Raw genomic sequence first — 24,871 nt, forward strand, 5'->3', positions numbered from 1 at the left:
CTGTTAGGAATGTTCCAAGAAGTTTGCTTCCGCTCATTAGAATCGTTGAATCTAAACCAATCGGTTTATAAATTCGACAGGAAGATACGCTCAGGAGAAAGCATGACCCACGCAGACACCATTCTAAGGACGGGCCGAAAATTCGATCAGGTCCTACAAGGTGCGCGCGAGGTTTTCATGGCGGATGGCTTTGAAGGGGCAAGTGTCGACGACATCGCCCGAGCGGCAGGCGTTTCAAAGGCGACACTTTACAGTTATTTCCCTGACAAACGTTTGTTGTTTGTCGAAGTCGCCAGAACTGAATGCAGCAGAATGGCCGAGCGTGTCATCTCGATGATCGACGAGACAAAGCCTGTGCGTGAAGTTCTTATGATAGCAGCAACACAATTAACTGGTTTTCTGGTATCAGAGTTTTCACAACAGGTATTTCGCATTTGCGTCGCTGAACGCGACCGGTTCCCTGAACTTGGCAAAATTTTCTACGAAGCCGGGCCAAAGAACGGCCAACGGCATATGGCGGATTATCTTGAAAAAGCGGTCGCTAAAGGAGATTTGGCAATCGATAATATTCCGATCGCTGCAGCACAGTTTTCCGAGTTATGTAAGACACGCATTTGGAACAGAGCAGTGTTTGGCATTCAGTATTCGTTTACGCAACAAGAGATAAACGAAATTGCGACGAACGCTGTTGACATGTTCATGGCCCGTTACGGCACTTAGCACCTCGTTATGGCCTAGTCCTCTACGGGGATCACTGTCAGACAAATTATATGTCCAGGAAACCGAATGACGTGACCGTTCATGGGTTTGCTACCAGCGGTTTTTGCTAAAAACTGAGTGCCGTCAAGGTTGAAACTGACGTGCATCGCTGAAAACCCGATCACTTTGCGCGTTATCGGATATAAGGCTTTATAAGCGCTTTCCTTGACGCAGAAAAAACACTTGGCCATCGCTCCGCGATAATCTGATGGCTGTTGGTCCAACCAAGCAACTTCGTCGGGCCTGCACACTACGTTTTCCAGGTCGGGTGACAAATCGGTGTTGTGTTCGATATCGATCCCTATGCCAATCGCGGCGTGTGTTCGCGCCACCACCGATAAGCATATCCCTTCGCAATGGGTGATTGATCCAACAAGGCCTTCGGGCCAGATAGGGCTCCGGTCATTCGCCTTTGGAACCGCTTTGGGGGGTAGACCAATCCGTGACATTGCCATTCTGGCTGCTGCTCGACCTGCTGCAAATTCCAAGCGTCGTTTTGGAACGGCTCTAACAATCGCCGCGTCCTCTTCCGGAAACAACGCAGGGCTTGGTAAACTCGGATCAGTAGCGGCAACGCCGAACTCTGTACCCAGTATTTGCTGCACTGAGCCAGAAATTGCAGCTAAATCCGTCATACAGAAGATTGGCGGCGCGCTCGCATCTGCCGTCGTCTTGTCATCGCATCCTGACGTTCAGCAGCACGTTCGGCTTTGGTTTCGGCTGTTTCCTCTGGTTGCTTTGTTTCTACAGTTCCGCCGGTTTTCTGTTTCACGACCTCGACCAATGCCGACAATGTTGGGCAACGAAAAATATCGGTAATACTTAGTGTTGGAACGTCCAGTTCCGCACGAATTTCACGATGCGCTTGAACTGCAAGAAGAGAATGCCCTCCAAGGTCAAAGAAACTGTCCCTGGCCGTAACGCCGGAAACGCCTAAGATACGTTCCCAGATTGCCGCAATCATTTGCTGGGTACTTCCGCTCAGAGCCGGTTTCGCGTCGGTCGGTGCGCTTACCCGACGCGGTGTAGGCGCAGGTAAAGCCTTGCGGTCAATTTTTTTGTTTGGCGTCAAAGGAAAGCGTTCAAGTTTCACGAAATGTGAAGGAACCATGAATTCGGGAAGTTGTTCAGAAAGCGAAGTGCGCAACGTCGAATCCGATACCGGCCCATCTGTAACCATATATGCCACAAGCTGAACTACGGATGGCGTGTCTTCTCGAGCCAAAACAACTGACTGACGCACGCCGGGACAGGCATCCAGCAGGCTTTCTATTTCGCCTAACTCGATGCGGTAACCGCGCAACTTTACCTGATGGTCCGCACGACCCAGAAAATCAAGCTTGCCGTCTGGCCGCCAGCGTACAAGGTCACCTGTACGGTATAAACGTGCGCCCGGAACATTCGAAAAAGGATCAGGAACAAACCGCTCTGCCGTCAGGTCTTCTCGTTGCCAATAGCCACGGGCGACTCCTGCACCTCCGATAAACAACTCTCCGACCGAGCCGATGGGAACCGGTGACATCGCATCGTCCACTACATAAACCTGCGTGTTTGCGATCGGCTTTCCGACATTTACAACCCCTGCAACGGGTGTCGCCATTTCAGTTGTCGACCAGATAGTGGTTTCGGTTGGGCCATACATGTTTTGAATGTCGGCTTGCGAGATCTTATTTAGCTCCGAAATCAACGCGCCTGGCAGGGCCTCGCCACCAATCAGCATGTGTTTCAGATGACCAAGAGCATAACGCGCCTCGTCATTCATAACCAACATTTGCGCCATGGAAGGCGTGCACTGCATATGAGTGACCTTATGGCGGATAATCTGCGCAGCGATGGAATGGTCGCTGTCGTCCAAGGCGGTTTCTTTGTTGGAAAGGCGCAACACCTCTGCCAGCGGTCGCAAGCCATCCAAGACCTGCGAAACTGGAATGCCGTAGTCGATCAGGCAAGTGATTTCGTCGACACCGATGCGTTTCAGTTCTTCGACTCGGTTCAAACAGTCTTCCACTGTTCCAAACAGTCCCGAGTCTTCAAAATATCTTTGAAAGGCAAAATCCAGAATCCCTTCCAATTCGTCTTCGGACAGGCTGCCAAGATCCAATTGGAATGGATTGGTGACGCCCTTTGGCTTTTTGAACGCTGGGAAAGCCCATGCATATTGCTTGATGAGCCCTGCCGCCGCCCTCAAATAGTCTTTCATCGGCTCGCGAGCAGCTTCGCGCACAGATTCACGGTCATCGCCCACGAAGGTGTGCAGCATTAGAGTGATTGTGAAGTCCTTGGGATCATGACCAGCCTCTCGCAAAGCCTGGTGATAGATGCCAATTTTGCCGGCGACTTCTTGGATGCTTTGACCCAAAAGATGCGTCAACACATTGGCTCCGATAGCGCCCGCCTCGCGCCATGTATCGGGGTTTCCGGCTGTCGTTACCCAAATTGGCAGAGTTTTGGAAACAGGGCGTGGCTGTGTAACTACCCCGTGCATTTCACCAGACTTTGTTGGGAATTCTACCGTTTCACCAGCCCAGAGCTGCCGCAGGGTTGCGATCGAGTCCAACATCGCAGGTTTGTTTTCTGGCGGCGTATTCTCGGGCCGGAGAATAAAGTCATCCGGTTGCCAGCCGGACGCGATGGCTAGACCGGCCCGCCCGTTGGTCAAGTTATCAATGACAGCCCATTCCTCGGCAATTCTTGCAGTGTGGTGCAAGGGCGCAACGCAGCTGCCCGCGCGCACACTTATGTTGTTTGTGACGGCGGCTACTGCGGCGCCTGTGACAGAGGGGTTCGGATAGGGTCCGCCAAAAGCATGAAAGTGTCTTTCAGGGGTCCAAACAGCGCAAAATCCGTTCTGGTCTGCGAATTGTGCGCCTTCCAGAAGCAGCTTATATTTGTCCCGTCCAACTCCATCGTCGTTACCCCAATAGAATAGGCTAAAATCCATCCCGCGCCCGGTGATAGCCTTGGAGTAATCCGCATCACCAGCGACCAGTGTCCGGTTCTCGTCGTCGCTGAGAACGACTTTGAAGCCGCGCGCGAGGGTCCAGAAAAGTTCAAGAACAGATATATCAAACGAGAGGCTGGTTACCGCCAACCAAACACCAGGAGGGTCGTGACGAATACGCCCGTCCATGCCAGTAAAGAAGTTTGAAACATTGCGGTGTTCGATCATTACCCCCTTAGGTCGGCCGGTCGACCCGGAGGTGTAGATCAGGTAGGCCAAATCGTCTGAATTCACGCCGCTGTCGACATTTTCAGTAGGCGCACCGGCAATCCGCGGGTCAAAATCCAATGCAAGAACCTGTGCCTCATGCGGTGGCAACTCTGTCGCCAACTCAGCATCGGTCACGACAACCTGAGCTCCACTGTCTTCAAGATACAAAGCTATGCGGTCAGACGGGTAGGTAGGGTCGATTGGGACATAGGCCCCACCAGCCTTGAGAATACCCAGCGCCCCAATAAGCAGTTCCGGTGATCGTTTTGTGTGAACACCGACCAAACTGCCCGGGCCAACTCCCATGTCGCGAAGCACATGCGCCACGCGGTTCGCCTCTGAATTCAGTTCCGTGTAGGTATATGTCTTATTTTCAAAGACTAAGGCCTCGGCCGTCGGGGTGCTTTTTACTTGGGCTTCAAACAATTGATGAACACAAGAGGTTTGGTCGTACTGTTGCTCTGTTTCGTTCCAATCCAACATAATCTGATGACGCTCGGGGTCAGGCAGGATGGGCAGTTCATCGACGGCTTTTTGCGCCATGCCGGGTTGAGTCAATACCTCCAACAGGCTTTCCAGTCGGGCCGATAACAGGCGCTGTGCGGATTCGTTAACATGCCCACCATCCACCATCAGGACAACCTGATCCCCGTTCTGAGCCAGCGTCAGACTGGTGTCAGGCACCAAACCCGCAGCAACAGAAGATGTAAGGCCAATGCGCGGCGTCTGGACTTCAGCCGGGATCCTTGCCGGCAGGTCGCAGGCGAACGCCCCACGTGCCAAAACCTGCGCTCGCTCGGCGTCAAACTCAGCACTTGCTGCGGTAAAACTTGAACCAGAATTAAACCGAACCGGCACCCAAGAGTTGAGGTAGATACTTTCCTCGGAAACTCTTTGGGCCACGTCCAGAACTTGTGCATCTGCAAGCCGACATAGCAATGCGGCTAACGCTCCATTGATTTGTCCCTCGGAAAGACCTTTCGGTACGTGCAAAGTTTGCATGCGCGGCGCACCAGACTCCGCCGAAGTATCGATCAACGGAATGTCTGGATGACACATATTTTCCAGCCTTGTCCGCCAATATGGTTCGGACTTCAACGCCGCAATCAAATCAGCGTTGATCAATTGGGCATCTGCCGAAGTGGGCGAAGACAGAACCGTTGCGCCGTTTGCTACCGCATCGGCGGAAACCGAGGCGCCGAAGCAATCGCGAAACCCGCTTAGACTTATGGCGCCGTCACTTGTGGCAACTGTCAGACTGTCTTCCTCACGAGTTAAAATTGTGCCAGGGGCGTCTGACGTGTCATTCGCTATGGCGACGGCCTTTCCGACCAACCAAAGCCTGCCGTTGTTTTCGATTTTGGCGCTGAAAAGTGGGTTCCAATATTCGCCGTGATCCAGTGCCCGAACCAGTGTGGTCAATTCTTTGGTCGGTTTTTCGAAGTCCAACCGGGCTCCGCCTGCAGGACGGGCGTCTCGCTTGAAATAACTACGCTGAGTAAGATCTTGCGGTGTCAGTGACGGTTTGTCGCTAGCCAGCACCGACACGACCTCCGGAAAGCTTTCTATTGCGGCAGCATAACATTTTGCGTTCAGTGTCAGGGCTGTTTCTGCCTCATCGATGTCGAACAAACGTTGCGCAACGACATCGCCTTCATCCACACCGCCCGAGATAATGTGCCAAGTGATGCCGTGGCGACTTTCTCCGTTTAAAATAGCCCAGACCGGAGCATTCAAACCGGCATAACGAGGCAAAGGGCCATCGTGAAAGTTGACAGCGCCTCTGCTCGCTCGGTCAAGCAAGGTTTGCGGCAGCAGGTCGAGATTTGCGATACTGAGCAGCCAGTCAAAAGCAACGTCTTTGAGGCGTTCCTCAAGATCCGGGCCCGGCGTGTAAACGGGTAGGGATTCAGCTTCGGCCCAAGCTCTGACGTCTTCGTTACGAGTAACCACTCCCTGAATGCCATGACCTGCTTCGCGCAGCATTGTACCACATTGAATTACAAGAGATTCGTGGCCAATCAAGACAGTGGTAAAAGACATAGTTACTCTCCAACAACAGGATTTGCAGTATCGGCCCTTTTGTTCAGGTTTAGCACTGCGCGAAAGAATGCACGCAAATCATGCCAAAGTAAGGTCGATAGAAAATAGGGTGAAACGCCGCGATCCTTTCGAGTTATCAGGCATCGCAGCCAATGTAAAAAACCTCCGAGCAAATGCACAAATGTCGCTGCTGACGCGTATAGGGCACCGTGGTTTTTTACAAAGTAATGCAAGCGCGAATCGTACCAATATTCCGGTACGCGTTTCCAGGTTTTCATTCCGGTAGACGCTGAACCGATGTGCATGACTTCGCTCGAGCGCACGTAATCGGTTCTATAACCCGCCTGTGCAGCACGCCTGCAAAGATCTGTTTCTTCGAAATATAAAAAAAACTTTTCGTCAAAGACGCCGATCTCGGAAAGCACGCTTTCGCGCATCATCAAACTTGCGCCTGCCAGCCAGTCTACTGGTTGTGTTTCGGTTGGAATGGCGACGGGAACAGCCTTATCAGCCAGCAATCGGCTGACCGGTCCGAAATTGATTGCACCTTCAAATTCGCTGGCAATTGACGGAAAGCGAAAACTAGTCAGATGCGGATCGCCATCTTCGCCATAAATATAGCTACCCGCAAAACCTGCCTTCGGCGTCGCTTCCAGATGGTCCAGCAGCAAGCGTATGGCATTAGGCGCTGGAAAGGCGTCCGAATTTACTATGTATAAATAATCCGGTCGCGTCCCGTCGCTCAGGCCTGAGCGGATTCCGACATTGTTACCTGCGCCAAATCCGCCGTTGTGACCTGACTGAATGACCCGGACCAGGCCGTCCTTGTCCCAGCCCAGTTTGGTGACCTGGCCTAAGATTTCTTCGAACGAACCGTCCTTTGAGTCGTTGTCGACGATAATCATTTCACCGTCTATACCCTCCATTGCCGCGCGAACGGCTTCAGCCGCGCGCAGGGTCATTTCTGGCGTTTTGTAGTTCAGGAGTATTGTTAGGAGGCGGGGGTCAGACATCGTTTCTCGGCCTCATCCAGGCATCGTTTCATTCTAGAGGCAAGAACCCGCACATTTGGTTCCAAGACCATCGAGTCGTGATCACCGGGGACTTCAAACACCTCAATTTTGGGCGCCCATGGTGTCCAGTCGTTGTCGTGGGTGATATAGTCCCGTTCGTGATTGATTAGACGATCCTGAGCGACCTGCCATTTACCGACCAGTGGCGGGCGAAAAAGGGTAAGTGGACCCGACCAAGGTTTAAGCGGATATGCAGCCACACTTTCAAGGAACGCCTCCTCGATAGCGGCATCATGGAACTGCTGGCCGTCGGCTTCGGCAGTTGAACCCGGTTGACGCTTCTGCATTTCCCACGCAATTCGGTTTTTGACCCATTCGACGGGGTAAGCAGGTCCACGTTCGCGCAACTCGAGCAATTGGATCATCATGCGATCACGACGGGTTACTGAGGGCCGCACAGGCAAAGGCGTGTCCAACATGACCAGAGAGCTGACTTCTTCGCCTGCAGCCGTAAGCTGTTGCGCAATTTCGTATGCTGTAATTCCGCCACCGGAAAAACCACCCAGCATATAAGGCCCACGTGGCTGGACCTGACGTATTTCAGCGATGTAGTCGCGAGCCGCTTCCTGCAGATCGCGGTGAGGTTCTTCATCGCCATATAGGCCTCTAGCCTGGAGCCCATAGAACGGACGATCAGTGCCGATAAGATGTGCAAGATGTCGAAGGTTCAGCACGTTACCGAACATGCCTGCCACCAAGAAGAATGGCGTTTTCGGACCACCTTCTCCGCTATGCATTGGCACCAGATGGGTGAACCGGCGTTCAGGGGCAGAAGGTGCATCGTCTGCAGCCTTTTCGTCGCCTTCTTTTGGAACTCCACGTGCGGCAATAAGCTCGGCGCATTTACGAATTGTAGGAGCCTCAAACAGAACCGAGATTGGAAAGTCCACATTGTACGTTTTGCGAATTTGGGCAAACAGACGCACGGCGATCAAGGAATGACCGCCCAGATCAAAGAAGCTGTCTTCGACCCCGATCTGATCGACACCAAGCAATTCCTGCCAAAACCCTGCCAAACGAACCTCGATATCGTTTTCCGGAGCAACAAAATCCGAATCCAATTCGGGACGCTGGAACTTTTGGTCGGACCCGGTGTTATCAGCGGTGGTTTCACCCGCCTGATCGACCAAGCCGACAAGATCGAGAGAAGACAGGATTACTTGTGACTGATCTGAAGCCAAAGCACGGAAGAACAAATCGGGACCTTCACTGGCCAAAATGCCTTGAGACAAGTTGTGGCGAAGGCGTTCTTCGGCTGGCGACAGTGGGGCAGGCGTATCCAGTTCACCGGATTGAGCGGGTGTGGCTTCAGAAGATGCAAATCCGGCAGTGTCCTCCATCCGGCGGATGGAAAACCCTTCGACCTCTACGCAAATCGATCCGTCGGGTGTGGCTATCGTCACGTCGAAACTGGCAACTTCGCCGTCCGCTCTGTTGTCTCCGGCGTTACGAACCCAGCTTACGATTTCGGCGGGCAAGGGTTGATACACGCGGATCGATCGGTAAGAGACCGGAACCCATAAATGAGTGGGTTCGTATCCTTCAATTAGCGCCATGGCCCAGCCGGTTGCCAGATCCATCAATCCTGGATGCAATTGGTACCCGTCCGTCACATCGCTGCGTAGATCATCGGTTAACGCAAGTCTGGCAAGCCCTTCTGCTTGACCCATTGCCGTGGATGTCAGGACTTTCCACCGCGGACCAAAAGCCAGATGCGCTTCCTGATAGGATCGTAAACGTCCCCCTTCTGGAGCATGACGGGCCTCTGCGCACCGCGCGGCGATTGCAGAAATGTCAATTGGTTCGACCTCGGCCAAGGGCATCAAGGACAGACTGGCCTGGGCGTTCATTTCAAATGCTGAATCTTCTGCCGCGCTTTCGACAACAAAATCATACCCGACGTCACTGCGAGGTAAACGCAGCCGGACTTTTTGATGTTCAGTGTTGGAAACGGCCAGAGGTCGCAGGAAGTAAAGGTCGCGAATTTCAAACGGTGCGAGTTCGCCCTGTACGCTAAGCGCTTCGGTGGCCATTTCCAGATATCCGGTTCCTGGGACTAGTGCATCGCCTGCCTTGGTTCTGTGTTCGTTCAAGAACCATCGATTGTTGGCGTTGTAAGTCGCGGTGAAAATCCGGTTCCCTGCGCGGTCGAATGTCGCTTCATCCAGCATCGGGACGTCGGTCGGTTCGCTTGGAGCAGGCGTACCACCTGTTCTAGCCTCCATTGCGTCTGCCGCCATGCCCACATCGGACCAGATACCCCAGTTAATTGCTGTGACTTTTGTTTTGTCACCAGATCTCGAGCGGGCATAGGCATTAAGATATTCATTCGCCGAGACATAATCGACCTGCCCGATTGGGGCCGTTGCCGTAGAAGTAGAAGAGAACAGTACAAGCCAATCGAGGGATCCGTCCGGAAACAACTGATCGATCACCTGCGTGCCATGAACCTTTGGCGTGAAAACGTCTTCTATTTCCATCATCGACTTTGTCATGATGGGCGCGTCATCGATTAAGCCAGCAGCGTGGATGACGCCATTGATCGCGCCAAATTCCTTTCCAACCTGTTCTATGGCAGCCCGCATTTCCTCAACGTTCGACACGTCTGCAGTGACGGTCATGATCTGTCCGCCTGCGGCTTCAAGCTGTTCTATAGCTCGGATGCGGCGGACATAGGTGTCTTGAGGAGAGCTGTTTCCAAGAATGCGGGGCCATTGGTCACGCGGCGGCAGCCCGGAACGAGACAAAAGCACAATTTTTGCGGCGCATCGTTTGATAAGTGCCTCAGCCAGTGTAAGGCCAATGCCACCATATCCGCCAGTAATGAAATAAGTGCCGCCGTCACGCAGCGGAAGATCTTCGGGCACAGGATCGGGTAGAAGTTGCGCGCGGTATCCTTGCTCCAAGCGTTTCCCGTCACGAAGGGCTGCTGTCCAGTTACCGGGTTCAGCAAGTAAGTCTTCCAAGACCTGATTTGAAAGGTCTTCGGAAATCTCGGGTGGTTTGCGCCTGTCGCCCTGCTGAGGGAGGTCGACGTCCAGCACACCGCAGGTGATACCAGGGTATTCGCGCGGGATGACACGGGCCGGCCCGGTCAAAGTAGCCTTTTCTGGGTGGGGCAGGCCCTCGTCCTTGACTTTCAAAGCTCCGGAGCAAAGGACGTTCATGTGAATCGGTCCGCGCAAGTCCTCTTCTCCGATCGCCTGAGCGAGAAAGAATAAGCTAAAGAAACCTTGCTCAAGGTTGCGATGGAAAAAGCTGCTGCCAGGGCGGAAGCTTTCGCTTTGTGTTAACAACCAGCCGTGAACAATCCGGGTAGGGCTGCGATCACGGGAAGCTAAATCGGCCAGAAGCGCCTGATATCCTTCGCGACCTCGTTCAGGGGCAATACGGTATTCATTGTCGCCGGTCCGGACAAAGGCGTCGCCTGTTGTAACAGTTGTTACCGAATGCCCTGCCTTGCGCAGGCGAGACGCGACTTGGTCGCACAATCCTGACTTGTCCGCAAAAATCAGCCAGTTTTCAGCCTTAGTGTCGGTCAGATCGCCTGTGACATCGATATCGCAATTTGCGTATCGCGGTGTCCACGCAACGCGGTACCCCCAATCCTCGGGATTTTCTGAGCGCATCAACCACTGAGATTTGGACTCTGCCGCTGCTGCCTTGCCGGGTTCGATAAAATAAGATGAACGCTGGAAGGCATAGGTCGGAAGCGGAACGCGGTTGCGGTGTGCCTCTCCCCAAATCTGGCTCCAGTCAATGCGACCGCCCAATGCCCAGATCCGTCCAAGCATGGCCATGAAATACGCATCGTCGGCAACGGTGTCGTCGGGGTGACGTAAACTTCCAATCACCTGATTTGCATCGACCTTGTCATGTTGGCCAGTAAGCGAAGCAAGAGCTTTACCTGGGCCGACTTCAATAAAGATGCGTTCAGGGTTTTCCGCCAATGTGCCAATGCAGTCTGCGAAATGAACTGTTCCACGAAGGTGCCGTACCCAATATTCAGGGTCTGTAGCCTCAGCTTCGGTAATCCACGTCCCGCTGCGGTTCGAAGTAAAGGGAATCTTTGGTGGATTCAAAGTGATTGAACGCAGGTAGTCGCCAAAATCCTTTAGAATCGGCTCCAGCATCCGCGAATGGGCCGCTATATCAATCGGGATCCGTTGATAGTCGACATCAAGTTTAGCCAATCGTTCCTGCAACTCATCCAGCGCGGCCTGTGGTCCCGTAGCAACGGCCAGACCAGGTGCATTTACAGCGCCTAGATCAAGATGATCACCCAACAATGGGCGCAACTCATCCGCTGGCAATGGAACGCTGAGCATTCCACCGGCAGGCACGTTGTCGAACAACTTACCCCGTAAATGAACCAAGCCGATGCAGTCTTCGAATGACATGACACCAGCAACACAAGCCGCAGTATTTTCTCCCATTGAGTGCCCTACGAGTGCAGCAGGCTTAACCCCCCAAGCCATCCACAACTGTGCCAGTGCGTATTCAGTGATCATTATTAGCGGCAGCTGCACCGATGGTTTCTTAAGTCGTTCTTCGGCCTTGGTTTTTTGCTCTGGCTCGGGCAGCCAGATAGACCGAATGTCATAGTCCAACATGGGCTGCAGTATATCCAGTCCCTTGTCCATCCAGTCTGCAAATACCGGCTCTGTCTCATACAGGTCCCGTGCCATGCCGGCATATTGAGCTCCACCTCCGGGGAACATGAACACATGCTCCGGATTGTCTGAGATCACAGAATGCGTGAAAACTCGGCGGGGGTCGTTTTCCTGCAATAACTCGATCGCCTGGTCGTGGTTCTCTGCAACGAGGACCCGACGTTTTTCAAACCCGCGCCGCCCCTCTTTCAATGTCCATGCAATGTCGGCAAGGTCCTGATCTGGATGAGAGCGTAAGTGATCGGTCAACAACTCCGACCCCCGATCCAAAGCCTTTTTTCCTCTGGCCGACAAAGTCAAAAGCTGGAATGGCCAATCGGATTGGTCCGATTCAGATCGTGCGGGAGCTTCTTGCAGGATCGCATGCGCGTTGGTACCGCCTACACCTAGTGAATTGACGCCGGCTCTGCGTGGTCCGTTTCGGGGTACCCAATCCGTCAGTTGGTCGTTGACCAAAAATGGGCTGTGATCAAAATCAATCGCCGGGTTTGGCTTTTCATAACCTAGGCTGGGCGGCAATTGCCGATTGTGCAACGACAACGAAGCCTTGATCAGACTCGCGACGCCAGCTGCGGTATCAAGGTGACCGATATTGGTTTTGACCGAGCCTAACCTGCAAAAAGCTTTCTTTTGCGATGTTTCGGAAAAGGCTTTGGTCAGGGCGGCGACTTCGATTGGATCTCCCAGATAGGTGCCAGTGCCATGGCATTCGACGTAGTCGATGGTGTCGGCTTTTACATCTGCCATAAGATGTGCTTCGGCGATTGCCGCGGCTTGGCCATCCACGGACGGTGCCAGATAGCCGGCTTTGTCCGAGCCATCATTGTTGATCGCGGTCCCGCGGATCACGCTCCAGATATGGTCTCCGTCCTCAAGGGCATCTGACAATCTGCGCAATACTACCATTCCCGCACCCGATCCAAAGACAGTCCCCTGTGCGCGATGGTCAAAAGCGTGGCATTGTCCGTCTGGCGACAGCACCTCGCCCTCTTTGTATATGTACCCGCGATTCTGCGGCAGTTCGATTGTGACGCCACCTGCCAGAGCCATGTCGCATTCGCCCGTCATCAAAGCTTGGACGGCGTAATGGGCTGCTACCAATGATGTCGAGCAGGCTGTCTGAACGTTTACGCTGGGGCCCTTAAGATCAAGAATGTGGCTGACGCGAGTGGACAAAAAATCCTTGTCGTTCCCAGTGTGTCGCAGCAGGAACATACCAACGTCTTCGACCAGATCCGGGTTGGAACAGACGTTGAAGTAAAAGTAGCTACCCATCCCGCAACCTGCGAAAACGCCAATCGGGCCGGGGAAATTCTCGGGTGGGTGGCCAGCGTTTTCGAGGGCTTCCCATGCAACTTCCAGCAGTTGCCGATGTTGTGGGTCCATAATTGCGGCCTCTTTTGGTGAGAGGCCAAAGAACTCGGCATCAAATTGATCAAACCCGTCAAGTGGAGCGGCAAATGGGACATAGTCAGGGCGCTCAAGCAGGTGCGGAGCCTCTCCTGAATCCAATAGTGTTTGTTTGTCAATTTCACGGATCGACTCGATGCCGTTCCGCAAATTTGACCAGAAAGTTTCGATCGAACCCGCGCCAGGTAAATGCGCTGCCATTCCAACAATCGCGATGTCGCCATCCCGAACGTCAATACTCACTTTTGAACCATCCATAACAATAACCAAGTGTGTCCAGAACGCCCATCACACTGCGTCACGCTTACCCTAAAAAACTACAAAGGTCCAAATCGCGTCTTTAGGTTGGCGTGAGCAAATACTGTTCAACATAAGTCTTTCGAATTGAAACTGATCCCAATGACAGCAGTTTAACAAGGAACAAGCCGGAAATATGGCCATTCCATCAAATTTTTTTCGTAGCCCAGACTGGTGTCATTTTGCTGCATTATAAGCGACAGTCTTTGCTTTTTCTACTGATTGTCGCGTTGTTTGATCGGCCGGTCGAGATCGTTGAGGCAGTCGACGGAAATGACAAGTTGCCAACTTTGTTTGGCGCTATTTGAAGACTTTTTGGGATCAACTGACCCACTATGAAAGAATCGGTGGGATTGACAAAGATGAATCGAGAAACAATTGCTCTTTGAGGGCGGAATTGGGTTGAATTCTTGCATTGTGTAACCGAGGCCGCATTTCGTTGATTGCCAAAATTGGCAAGATCACCGGTCAAATTTGGCAGGGTTTTCGTTTGCGAAACTTTATGTGATTTTCTCAATTAACTCGAAAATTTCTAACTGATTACCCAGTGGTAGGGATTGCCTAAAAACCGAACATAGACCGTGACAAATGGTCTTTTCTGATCCGCCACCTCTGACAGAAGACTTTTCACTATGTTGCTTCGGTCACCATAGGCTGATAACCCAAGCGAGTAGTTTGAGCGACTTTTCTGCAAGGTCGCAGTATTGTTTGTTATCAGGTGAGCTCAGTAATGACTGCAGCAAGGTGCAATGCAAAATTAAGTTGCGTGATCTGCCAACGCCAGCAGGCCAATCCGAGCGAATCGCAGTTTGAAACATGCCTCAACTCTGTGACCGCGTTCATATCGGCTGGATCAAATCCGTGGCAGACGTCTCAAACTCGTCTAATTTTGTTGTAAGATGGCGTAAAGATGCGGTGTGGTATGTGGTTACACCGTAAGTAAAAGAGTAAAAAAGTTGAACATTCGCTCAGGCCATATTCCTGGCAACCAAACAACTGGTAGCTCATTGGATATATATACGGATCACTTCGGTTTGACCGAGCGGCCGTTTTCGCTCGTGCCCGACCCAAGTTTTTTGTATTGGTCGGCGTCTCATCAGCGTGCGTTTACGATGCTGGAATACGGTATTCTGACGCGCGCGCCTATAACCTTGATTACTGGCGAGGTCGGTTCGGGTAAGACAACCCTTGTTCACCATCTCCTCAAGTCCGTTGATCAGGATGTTAGGATTGGGTTGGTTTCGAACGCTCATGGTGATCGCGGAGAATTGCTGCGATGGGTTTTAATGTCGCTAGGTCAACCTGCGCCTTTCGACGCGACATACGTCGATTTGTTCGCGGAATTTCAAACTTATCTAATCGAACAGTATTCTCTGGGGCGCAGGGTCATTCTTATCTTTGACGAGGCCCAGAACCTAAGTACGGAATCTCTGGAAGAGCTCAGGATGTTTACCAACATCAATTCCAATAAAGATGAGCTATTACAGCTGGTTTTAGTCGGGCAGCCAGAATTGCTTGACATGATCCGTCACCCAAAAATGCGGCAATTTGCGCAACGGGTGGCTTCCAGCTTCCACTTGCATTCAATGGATTCGAAGACGGTGCGAAAATATATTGGTCATCGCCTCTCAGTCGCCGGTGCGAAACGAAATATGTTTAGCCGGGCCGCCACCGATCTGATTTATGAGATGACGGGCGGTGTGCCACGTTTGGTGAATCAGCTCTGCGACCTTTCAATGGTCTATGCTTTCACCCGGGGCAACAAAAGTGTCGTCGGGCACACTGTGCAAAAGGTTCTGGACGATGGCGCATTCTTCGCCACGTATTTGCCCGCAAGAGAAAGTGAACAACCTTCATGATGAGCGAAGTACGGTTTTATCTGTCCCTTTTCTTTCGGCGCTTCCATTATTTAGCGTTGATTGTAATTGGGTGCGCCGCAGCTGGTATAATACTGGCGTTTGCGCTCCCTCCGGTGTATCGCGCCGAGGCCAGATTGGTCGTTGAATCTCCTCAGATCCCTGGTGATCTCGCCTCTTCAACAGTGCAGGCCAGTGGATATGAGATACTTGAGGTTATTCAGCAGCGCTTGTTGACCAGATCAAATATACTGAGTTTATCAGAGCGTTATGGAGTTCATGCTGACGATCCAAGCATAACCCCTGACAATATTGTCAAAGACATGCAAGAGCGGATCACGATCCAAATCCCTTTGGAAACTTACAACAACCGTGACCGAGCCTTTTTTGTAACGGTCTCTTTCGACGCCCCTAGCGGTGAAATGTCTGCAAATGTAACCAATGAATTGGTTGCACAAATTCTCGAACAGAATACTGCTTTGCGGACGGATGTCGCCGGTCAAACACTTGAGTTTTTTGTCGGAGAAGTCGCTAGGCTTGACCAGGAATTAGCCGAACAGGGCTCTAGGATTCTAGAGTATCAAGAAGCCAACAAGGATTCACTGCCTGACAGCCTGGAGTACAGACGCAACAGGCAAACTTCTTTGCAGGAACGCGTGGTGCAATTGGACCGGGAATTATCTGGCCTGAGGGACCGGCGTGCTCGTTTGGTTGAAGTATATGAACGCACAGGTCGGCCGGACTTTTTGGGGGAGAGCTTGACCCCAGAGCAACGGCAGTTGCGACAGCTTCAAGACCAGCGCGCGTCAGCTCGGGTGATCTATTCAGAAGATCATCCCAGAATAAAATCATTGGACGGGCAAATCGCGGCGCTTGAGGCCGCAAACATCAAACTAGGCTTGGGAACGGAAACAGCACCCAATATCACAGCATTTGAACTGCAACTCGCGGACCTCGACGGGCAGATCGATTTTGTCGAAAGAGAGCGTTCGATAAACGACAATGAATTACAGAAATTGGCAGCTTCAATTGAAGCAACACCCAGTAACGCGATAACTTTGGGTTCACTTGAACGCGATTATGAAAATTTGCGTGTGCAGTACGCTCAGGCAACTGCAAGTTTAGCTGAAGCGCGCACAGGTGAGCAGATCGAGTCCCAGTCACGCGGCCAGAGAGTAACTGTTACTGAAACAGCAGCCGTTCCTCAGCAGCCAACGGATCCCAATCGGAACTTGATTGCTTTTCTTGGGGTAGTTGCCGGTTTTGGCTTGGCGGGGGCTACGTTTCTACTGTTAGAAATTCTGAACAACAAAATCCGTAGGCCCGCTGATCTTGAGGAACAGTTTGGTGGCCCGATATTTGGTTCGGTCCCTTATATCCAATCTACGGGGCAAGTGGCTGCAAAAAGGGGGCTAGTTACATTGGTTATCCTTTTACCCATTTTTTGCGCAGGGTTGATCCTTTACCTCATTCAAATCAACTACGAACCGATCGATCAGCTAATTTCGATAGTCAATGAAACGCTGGGAATCGGTACTTCGGCTGGCGAGTCCGAAAGCGGCTGAGAAGGAAATTCGATGGAACGTATTCAGTCAGCAATACAAAAAGCCCGTGAGGCCCGAGAACAAAATGCACCTACGGGCCCTATCGACCCTGAGATGTTCGTTGCGCCGTCTCCATTACAGGAAGACGTGCCTTCGCGTGGCGAACAGGCTTGGGCGGACTTACCTGTTCAAGACTTTAACCGCAGGTTGTTCAAGAAAGCCAGAATAGTGACTCATGAACCGGGTGAAAAATCTGGGGCTTTCGATGCCATGCGAACGCGGATATTGCACGAACTGCGCAAGAACAAGTGGCGTCGTGTTGCGATCACGTCTCCGGGTTCCGGATGTGGTAAGTCTACCTTAACCCTTAATCTGGCTTTCGGACTGGCTCGGCAACGAGATATCCGCACTATGCTGGTTGATCTGGATATGCGGAATCCATCCATTGAAAGGATGCTTGGGGTCAAATTGAAAAACGACTTCGCGTCCGCGCTGGCTGGAGAGAGCTCACCCGAAGATCATATGTTTTGCTATCAGAAAAAGTTGGCTTTTGCGACAAACTACAAGCCAGCCCACAACACATCGGAGTTGCTGCAGGGTAAGGACGCGGCACGAGTAATCGACGGTTTGGAATCGCGATATGAGCCGGACGTCATGTTGTTCGACACGCCCCCGCTGTTAACCTGCGACGACACGACTGCCTTTCTGGACCAAATTGATTGCGTTTTATTGGTGGCAGCTGCCGAAGCTTCGACAGTGGACGAAATGAAAATTTGTGAGCACGAAATATTGCAGAAAAGCAACCTGCTTGGCGTGGTTTTGAACAAGTGCCAATTTTTGGATCGTGCCTATACGTATGGGTACTAAGAACACCGCGCGGAAATTTCCCATTACGTCAAATTAGGCGGACATGACGATGTGGACTGATGAACATCAAAGCCAAATCCGCTCCAAGCTCTTAGGGGAAGGCTCTGGCGATCTGATCCGTTATATGCTCCAAAAAAATATGAAAGTGGAAATCGATGGTATTTCTGCAGGAGCGATCCAATCCGCGGTCGAGCTAGGCTGGATCGATGAAACGAATCAGGAAATAACACCGGCGGGAAGTATGGTGGCGGATTCATGTCGCGAGTACTCATTTTGGTTAGAGCGTGACAAAGTTTTGCCCTTTGAAGGAGCTGCACCGCACCTAACCGCGTCCTATTTTGAGGACAGGATAGTCATGGAAGTAGGCCCTGGGATGGGCGCAAATCTGATGTCACTTGCCAAGGCCGGCTCACAGGTTCTCGGTGTCGAACCCATAGAAGCCTACGCTAAAATGGGTCGTGTATTTGCCGAACGGGAAGGGTTGCGATCACCGGATATCCAATACGGTCGGGCCGAGGCGTTGCCTTTTCCTGACAGCAAATTGGACATTGTGCTATGTGTTACATCGCACCAGTACTTTGATATTCACCGCGCTTTGACTGAAATCTTTCGTGTTCTACGCCCAGGCGGCGAGTTGATTATCGTTGGAGCCACCCTTTGGAGCTACTGTTCCAACAACATCGGATTTGTTACTGACAGTTTTGGACTGGCACGGGCCTACGCTCTTACAGTTATTAATACCGGTTCCTATACATTCTTTGGCAAAAGGATTGTTCCTGCCCGTCATGGCAATATATCGACATCTCGGCCAATATACCCAAGCCGCGCCGCCATGCGCAGGTGGCTTACAGGGGCAGGCCTGATAGAATGCAGCCCCGATTGTAAGGTCGGTGCCGAAACCTGCTTTCACTATATTAAGCCCTGATAAGGACCCAAGGTCAGGTTCTGTCGGCGCAGGGCGAAACAATGGACCAAGTTCGGATGATCAATGTGCGAAGCGGTAGACAATTAGCCATTTCTTGTTCATTTCTGGACTGGATTGGCCCAAGATGCGCGTGTTCTCCGTAAAACCGGATTTGAGTGGCTAATGAGTAGAAAACTTCTTTCAGTATCGATTGTCATAGCGCTAATTGTAGGTGTGGTTTATCGGGTTTTCCCGATCTTTGCCGGCGACGATGCGCTGGCACAATTCTTCATTACTGAAGATGGCTATTTGATGCTGACAATAGCCCGCAATATGGCCATTGGCCTCGGTATGTCAGTGTCTGAGGGCACCATTGTTACTAATGGAGTTCAACCTCTGGCAACCTTCATTTTCACAATTCCGTATGTGCTGACGGATGGCGACAAACTGGACAGCCTGGTTGGGGTAATCCTGATTTCAACCTTGATAGCTGTTGCTGCCGTTTTTGTGCTTCAGCGCTTCGCGCATTTAGTACTGCGGCAATTTACGGATGACCCAATTTGGAGCTGGCTGGTAGCTGCCTTTTGGTTTGTAGGTCCATTGCTGCTGTTTCATTCGATGAACGCGTTAGAAACAGGCCTTTACACACTGACCATTTTGCTGACTCTTTTGCAATTTAGTCGCGTGCTGAATAAGGGGGCTGATAGCACATTTGCAGATCGCATGTTTTTGGGCGCGCTTTGCGGTATTACCTTTTTGGCCCGGATCGACGGTGCATTACTAGTTGTGGCAATCTTTCTTGTCTGGGGGCTTTTTGAATTACTGGCCTTGCGCATCAAGTTTTTCACTGTTGTAGGGCGACTGTTTACTCCAGGATTGTTGTCATTGGTGTTCGCCGCGCCCTGGCTGATTTATAATCAACTTTTGTTTGGCCGGATCACCCCCATCAGCGGTATCTCTCAATCGCACGGCGCGAATTTCGGAAGCAATCTGTCACTGCTGCCTTCCAAATTGATTGAATATGTTTTTCCGATGCTCCCGGTTCCGACTGCGTTAGAACAAACTTCTCCGTCGATTGTCATTTTTGCACTGATCATAGTGGTGGTGCTGGGACTATTTGTAACGAGTGTTTGGCGTACCGGCAGTCGAATTAGGCTGGTGGTTTTGGCTTATCTGATTTTCGGATTTTTTCTGGCAACCTATTACGGCCTTTTCTTCGGGGCGCCGCATTTCATTAGTCGTTACATGGCACCATTGTCCCCGGTTTTGATCACCGCCACTGTTGTAGTTGGCTTAAATATTGTGACTTGGTCGCGTGGTAGAATCTCGCAACCTGTTCTTCAATATTTGGGGGTTGCTGGGCTTGCTTTGTCGCTGGCGTTACTCGGTCGATTAGCAATTCCAGGTGTCAAAGAGCAGGGTCATTTTCAAGTTGTCGAATGGGTCCAGGAAAATGTTCCACAGGACATCTGGGTGGGCGCAGTTCAAACCGGAACTTTGGGATACTGGCGTGATCGCACGATCAATTTGGATGGAAAAGTTAACCCAAACGCGTTGAGGGCATTGAAGGAACAGGGCGACGTACTGAATTATGTATTGGGCAGCGAAATTCAGTTTATTGCCGATTGGAGCGATGTGGCGGACTGGCCCATAGAAGAACGGTTCCGCGACACCGAGTTTGCACGCAGATTTGAAGTCGTCATCAAAGACGAAGCTGCTGATTTAGGAGTGTTGCGACGGACATCTTACTCTGACTCATGATCAATAGCCGATGAATCTGAGACGTAGCCGCTTAAGACTGTCATAACGTCCGACTAGAACGCGCGGCAAGGCAAACACATTGTCTTGGGATGGCTGGCAAAGCGTCTGACCCAAGATCGTGGCAGAAGTAAAACCGGCTTGGCGCACGATTTGGTGCAGGGCAGGGCTGTGGTTCCCATTGGGATAAGCAAAATGTTCTATAGACTGACCAGTCCAACTTTGAAGCAATGATCGTGACTTGCGGATACTTTCTTCCGCTTGATCCAGCGGTATCTGATCCAAAAGGTTATGGCAGTGACTGTGACACCCAATGACGACATTGGGATTTATCGCCAGTTCCTCGAGTTGTGCGCGGGATAATGGCTCCAATTTTGTAAAGTCTGTGCGTTGGGTTTTGACCTGCTCAAGGATTGATTGTGTCAATTCCTCCCGCCGTTCCGGTGACACTTGTTTTAAGGTCTCGAGAATATCCGAAATGATAGCCCACCGTTCAGGCCCGGTCTCGGGTCCCACTGTCCAGCTGCGACGTCCGCTGAATTCAATCGTCACTTCGGTTTCACCCGGCGCTTGCAGCGCATTCATGATGCGGTCAAACCAATATGCCTTGCCAGTTTCAATTTGCTCGGTCGCAACGTAGAGAGTAACTGGAAGGCCTTTGGCCTCGATGATGGGCAAAAGATGAGTAAAAAGCCCAATATCGCCGTCGTCGAACGTAAGCACGGCGCGCGGCTTGTCTTCCTTGTATTCAGGGTTCAGTGCTTGATCCAAGCCTACGATTTTAAAATGTTGCCGAAGAAATCTAATATGCTGTCGAAACTGCGATGCGCGAGCTACAGTCCATGCATCCATAATTTCGTTATCGGGACCAAGGGTGTGATAGCATAGAATTAGAGTAGGGTTCTTGCGCAGAGCGTACGTTCGTAGCGCTAAATAAACAGGGCCTCCACTAAGAACTGAAATAGCAGTTTGTTTCAGAATACCCATCACTCAACCTTGGTTTGCGTACAAGGCGCGCAGTTTGGCAACTTCTATTCCTATTTGATGACGTTCCTTAACACGTTCCAGTGCAAGCCGTCCCATTTTCAGTCTGTCTTTTTCAGGTGTACTCAAGGCCGTGGACATGGCCGTCACCAGTGCGAGGGTGTCACCTGCAGGCACCAGCCATCCAGTTCTGTCAGGTTGTACCAATTCAGGTATGCCGCCTACATACGTTGAAATGGCGGTTCGTGCCTGAGCCATGGCTTCCATGATGACAACGGGTATTCCTTCGATCAGGCTTGGTTGCACCAGTGTGTGGCAGCGCTTGATTTCTTCGCGAACCTGTTCTGACGATATCCAGCCTGTGATGCGCACCGCATATTCAATGCCCAACTGGGCGATCTTTTCCTCGATAGTCGGTCTCAATTCACCATCACCAGCCAAAACCAACCTTGCCTGCGGGTGATCTTTTAGAACGTCCACAAAAGCGTCCAACAATATTAGATGACCTTTTTCAGGACTAAGGCGTCCAATGCAAAGCAGGAAAGGATCCGACACAACTTCGATGCCATCAACTTTCGTAAATGCGTCATCTTCCAAACCGCAGTGTATTACTTTTATTTTTTCCCAGTCGTCTGGCGAGACATGCCGCATCAACTGGCTTCGACCGAATGCGCTGATAGCGACTGCGAATTGTGCAAGGCCAACTTTTTTATCAAACGCTAACTTGGGAGCATTGTCAGCTTCATCCATACCATGAATCGTAAAACTGAACTCAGGCCCACCTAATTGCTGAAGCAAGAGCGCGACTTCAGCGGGGTTCGTTCCGAAATGTGCGTGAATGTGTGAGACCGGGTTTTGGTCCAACCAAAGTTTGATCTGACAGGCGTGCGCCAGATAGATAAGGTGGTAAGGCCAAGCCCGCGTCGAGTTGCGAGACAGCGACAATGCCATTTTAAGTGTGTTCCAGAAAGACCCGGGGTCCGCTGACGCGCATTTCATCGCTGATCTGGTAAGCGCCCATAATCCGTCGCGCAATGTATAGCGGGTCTTTTCGCGCTCTGATTCATCTTGTGCATCGGTTATCTCGGCGTCCCAGCCGCGAAATGCAAACCGTTCGACCTCTACGCCCTGTTTTTCAAGCTCGTTGATCTCACGCCGTATGAACGTGTGGCTTACTTTCGGGTACTGGTTGGTCAGATAAGCAACGCGCATGAAACTACCTTAGACAAAAACTCTTTAATGTTAGAACCGTGATTGGGTTTGCAGTGGCCTTTCAATAATTCCTCTACGATCTCAAGACGGCAGAAAGTCGTCAAATCCACGAGAAAAGTAAATCAAGGCACATGCTCTGTTCTCACTTATATTCGATAATTCCCGCAGGTTTTCCACGCCATCGTCTGACATGAAACTCCAGTATACCCAGTGCTTCAGGGAATTTCCCCAAAACTAAGAAGAATGCATACTCCCACGCGACGCGACTGTTCCACCCTTCACGGTGGGCAATACGGAAAACTTGAAGCGGATAGATTACAAGCCCAAGCAAAAGCCACGGGGAAAAAATGGTTGCCCCAAAAAATAGTGCCAATGGCAGAATAGCTCCCCACAAAAGGATGCGCCGCACAGCTCGGACGCTGTGCCGTTCAGGAGCAGCACCGTGGATAAACGCGCCCTCGGCAAAAGCGTGGCCACTACGTCGGGCACGCCTCCACCACTGGTCAAAGCGGGTCATATCTGCATCGTGCAAGGTCATTTCAGCATCCAGCCGCCAAACTTGCCATCCCTGTGCACGCAAGCGGACGCACAGTTCGGGCTCTTCCCCAGCGATCATTGTGTCGCGAAAACCTTCAAAGTGTTCAAATGCCGCAACCCTTACCATAGCATCACCCCCGCACGCGTCGGCTTGCCCAATAGGTGTATCCCACTCCATATCGCAAAGCCTGTTGAATACGGTCCGCTCTGGAAATCGCTCGCGTCTGCGTCCGCAGACTATGGCTGCATTTGGCGTTTGCTTCAAAAATGTTTGTGCTGTTTTGAACCATCCCGGTTGCAACGCACAGTCACCATCAACGAATTGAACAAACTCTACATCTGAAAGAGACACAAGTTTTTGAAACCCAGTGTTTCTGGCTCGGGCCGCTGTAAAGGGTTGGGTCATATCCAACTGAACGACTGTCGCGCCCGCTTGTTCAGCCTGTGCGATGCTTTCATCTGTGGACCCCGAATCAACGTACACCACATGTGTGACATTTTCTGGGATCGAATTGAGGCAAGCCACCAATCTGGCGCCCTCGTTTCGACCAATTACGACAGTCCCGATCAATGAGTCGCGGCTCATAACAACTCCCGAGCGGAGAAAAAGCACTCAAAAATAGGCATAATTGTGCCCAATGTGCAAAAATTTGCGCTGCAACTCGCCTGCCGTCAATGTTTCTTAGCTCCACAACTTGCACTGTGTTCAAAATTAAAACAATTCAATGAAAAGGAATGCGGTTGTACCGCAATAGTGATGGGCGAGCAGTAAATATGCGGAATCATTTGGCAAATACGCCATGCGACGTTTTGTGTGCGTCAGAATCCGTCTTTTACCAGGGGGGAAGCCGAGGTTTATGGCTCGCAGCACTTAGAAAAAACCACTCACTTGTTTCTAAGTTACAAACGGCAGAATTGGCGCCAACCGTTTGTCATAGTTTTGCCGTACCAAAACCTCGCTTACGCCAGTATGTGGAAACAATCATCCTGAATATGCAGGATTGGAAAGAACGGGCGAAATCATGGGACTTCATGTTGACTATTTCTCGCTGAACTCGAGTTACACCAACCTCGAAGACGTCGACTTTGGCAGTGCTCCTACGGACACCTCCTCCGTTGAAGAGCTGAACATCAAGCGTATGCGCGGCGACTTCTGGGAGGGCGGCGCGGAGAATTATTTCGCGGCTCGATATCATGGAGATCTAAACGTCTATCAGGCAGGGACGTACACGTTCTTTCTGAAATCCGACAACAACGCGATGTTGTATCTTGATGGTGAACTGGTCGCGGAAAACCTCGGTGGACGCGGAGGCCGGAATAGCGAAGTCACCCTAGATTTATCCGAAGGCGCTCATGAAATTGAGGTGCGGTATTTTGACAGCACTGGAAGATCGACACTCCAATTGGAGTGGTCCGGTCCCGACAGCGGTTGGGAACGTGAATTCATAGGAGGAGATGCTTTCTCTAAGATCGAGACGCCGCCAGCAGATGATGATCAGATTAGTGACACCGGCGACGGTGATACAGGTGGCGAGGATACGTCCGGAGGCGACCACGGAGATAGTTCGGACCACGGTTCTGGCGGTGACGCTGGCGCGGGCGATCATGATCACGGTTCAGAGGATGAAGGGCAATCGAATGATAGTTCGACCAGCAGTCGCCAGGGACTCCATGCCACTTATTTCGCTTTGCCGTTCATGGTTGGCGGTTTGAACGACATTGACTTTGACGGGACACCGAGCG

14 protein-coding genes are annotated in these 24,871 nt (G+C 51.5%); 7 read left to right on the forward strand and 7 right to left on the reverse strand.

What is annotated here, in order from left to right:
• Positions 1-102: 102 nt before the first annotated feature.
• Positions 103-720: a TetR/AcrR family transcriptional regulator gene (locus GOV45_RS17385; protein WP_170480110.1), complete on the forward strand. Its 618-nt coding sequence runs from the start codon at positions 103-105 to the stop codon at positions 718-720.
• Between the two features lie 14 nt (positions 721-734).
• On the opposite strand, the gene GOV45_RS17390 is transcribed toward GOV45_RS17385, so the two are convergent.
• The 4 genes from GOV45_RS17390 to GOV45_RS17405 are packed head-to-tail and all read right to left on the reverse strand — an operon-like array spanning position 735 to position 13,427.
• Positions 735-1,394: a 4'-phosphopantetheinyl transferase family protein gene (locus GOV45_RS17390; RefSeq protein ID WP_170480112.1), complete on the reverse strand. Its 660-nt coding sequence runs from the start codon at positions 1,392-1,394 to the stop codon at positions 735-737.
• Positions 1,391-6,013 carry a MupA/Atu3671 family FMN-dependent luciferase-like monooxygenase gene (locus GOV45_RS17395; protein ID WP_170480113.1) on the reverse strand — a complete coding sequence of 1,541 codons (4,623 nt, stop codon included), beginning with the start codon at positions 6,011-6,013 and terminating at the stop codon, positions 1,391-1,393. Before GOV45_RS17395 ends, GOV45_RS17390 begins: the two co-directional genes overlap by 4 nt.
• A 2-nt stretch (positions 6,014-6,015) precedes the next feature.
• A complete protein-coding gene (locus GOV45_RS17400) occupies positions 6,016-7,026 on the reverse strand; it encodes a glycosyltransferase family 2 protein (protein WP_170480115.1) in 1,011 nt (336 codons plus the stop codon).
• Positions 7,005-13,427 (reverse strand): type I polyketide synthase, encoded by a 6,423-nt coding sequence (locus GOV45_RS17405; RefSeq protein WP_170480116.1) that lies wholly within the window; start codon positions 13,425-13,427, stop codon positions 7,005-7,007. Before GOV45_RS17405 ends, GOV45_RS17400 begins: the two co-directional genes overlap by 22 nt.
• Positions 13,428-14,422: 995 nt before the next feature.
• Between GOV45_RS17405 and GOV45_RS17410 the strand changes: the two genes are divergently transcribed.
• From GOV45_RS17410 to GOV45_RS17430, 5 genes are all read left to right on the forward strand, one after another.
• Complete coding sequence (locus GOV45_RS17410; protein ID WP_170480117.1) at positions 14,423-15,325, forward strand: ExeA family protein; 903 nt, start codon at positions 14,423-14,425, stop codon at positions 15,323-15,325.
• Complete coding sequence (locus tag GOV45_RS17415; RefSeq protein ID WP_254448032.1) at positions 15,325-16,887, forward strand: GumC family protein; 1,563 nt, start codon at positions 15,325-15,327, stop codon at positions 16,885-16,887. Before GOV45_RS17410 ends, GOV45_RS17415 begins: the two co-directional genes overlap by 1 nt.
• A gap of 12 nt (positions 16,888-16,899) precedes the next feature.
• Positions 16,900-17,733 (forward strand): CpsD/CapB family tyrosine-protein kinase, encoded by an 834-nt coding sequence (locus GOV45_RS17420; protein WP_170480119.1) that lies wholly within the window; start codon positions 16,900-16,902, stop codon positions 17,731-17,733.
• 43 nt (positions 17,734-17,776) lie between these two features.
• A complete protein-coding gene (locus tag GOV45_RS17425; RefSeq protein WP_217362461.1) occupies positions 17,777-18,658 on the forward strand; it encodes a class I SAM-dependent methyltransferase in 882 nt (293 codons plus the stop codon).
• A gap of 162 nt (positions 18,659-18,820) precedes the next feature.
• Positions 18,821-20,398 carry a hypothetical protein gene (locus tag GOV45_RS17430; protein WP_170480120.1) on the forward strand — a complete coding sequence of 526 codons (1,578 nt, stop codon included), beginning with the start codon at positions 18,821-18,823 and terminating at the stop codon, positions 20,396-20,398.
• Here the strand turns inward: GOV45_RS17430 and GOV45_RS17435 are convergent, their stop codons facing one another.
• The 3 genes from GOV45_RS17435 to GOV45_RS17445 form a co-directional block, all read right to left on the reverse strand.
• The gene (locus GOV45_RS17435; RefSeq protein WP_170480121.1) at positions 20,399-21,382 is read right to left on the reverse strand and encodes a polysaccharide deacetylase family protein; all 984 of its coding nucleotides are present in this window, start codon (positions 21,380-21,382) and stop codon (positions 20,399-20,401) included.
• 3 nt (positions 21,383-21,385) lie between these two features.
• Complete coding sequence (locus GOV45_RS17440; RefSeq protein ID WP_170480123.1) at positions 21,386-22,591, reverse strand: glycosyltransferase; 1,206 nt, start codon at positions 22,589-22,591, stop codon at positions 21,386-21,388.
• Positions 22,592-22,733: 142 nt separating this feature from the next.
• Positions 22,734-23,714, reverse strand: coding sequence for a glycosyltransferase (locus GOV45_RS17445; RefSeq protein WP_170480125.1), 981 nt, complete (start codon positions 23,712-23,714; stop codon positions 22,734-22,736).
• Between the two features lie 436 nt (positions 23,715-24,150).
• On the opposite strand from GOV45_RS17445, the gene GOV45_RS17450 reads away from it, so the two are divergent.
• Positions 24,151-24,871: PA14 domain-containing protein (locus GOV45_RS17450; protein WP_254448033.1), on the forward strand; the 721-nt coding region annotated here is incomplete at its 3' end.

This window comes from Ruegeria arenilitoris, from assembly GCF_013035425.1.
GTDB classification, from domain to species: Bacteria; Pseudomonadota; Alphaproteobacteria; order Rhodobacterales; family Rhodobacteraceae; genus Ruegeria; species Ruegeria arenilitoris_A.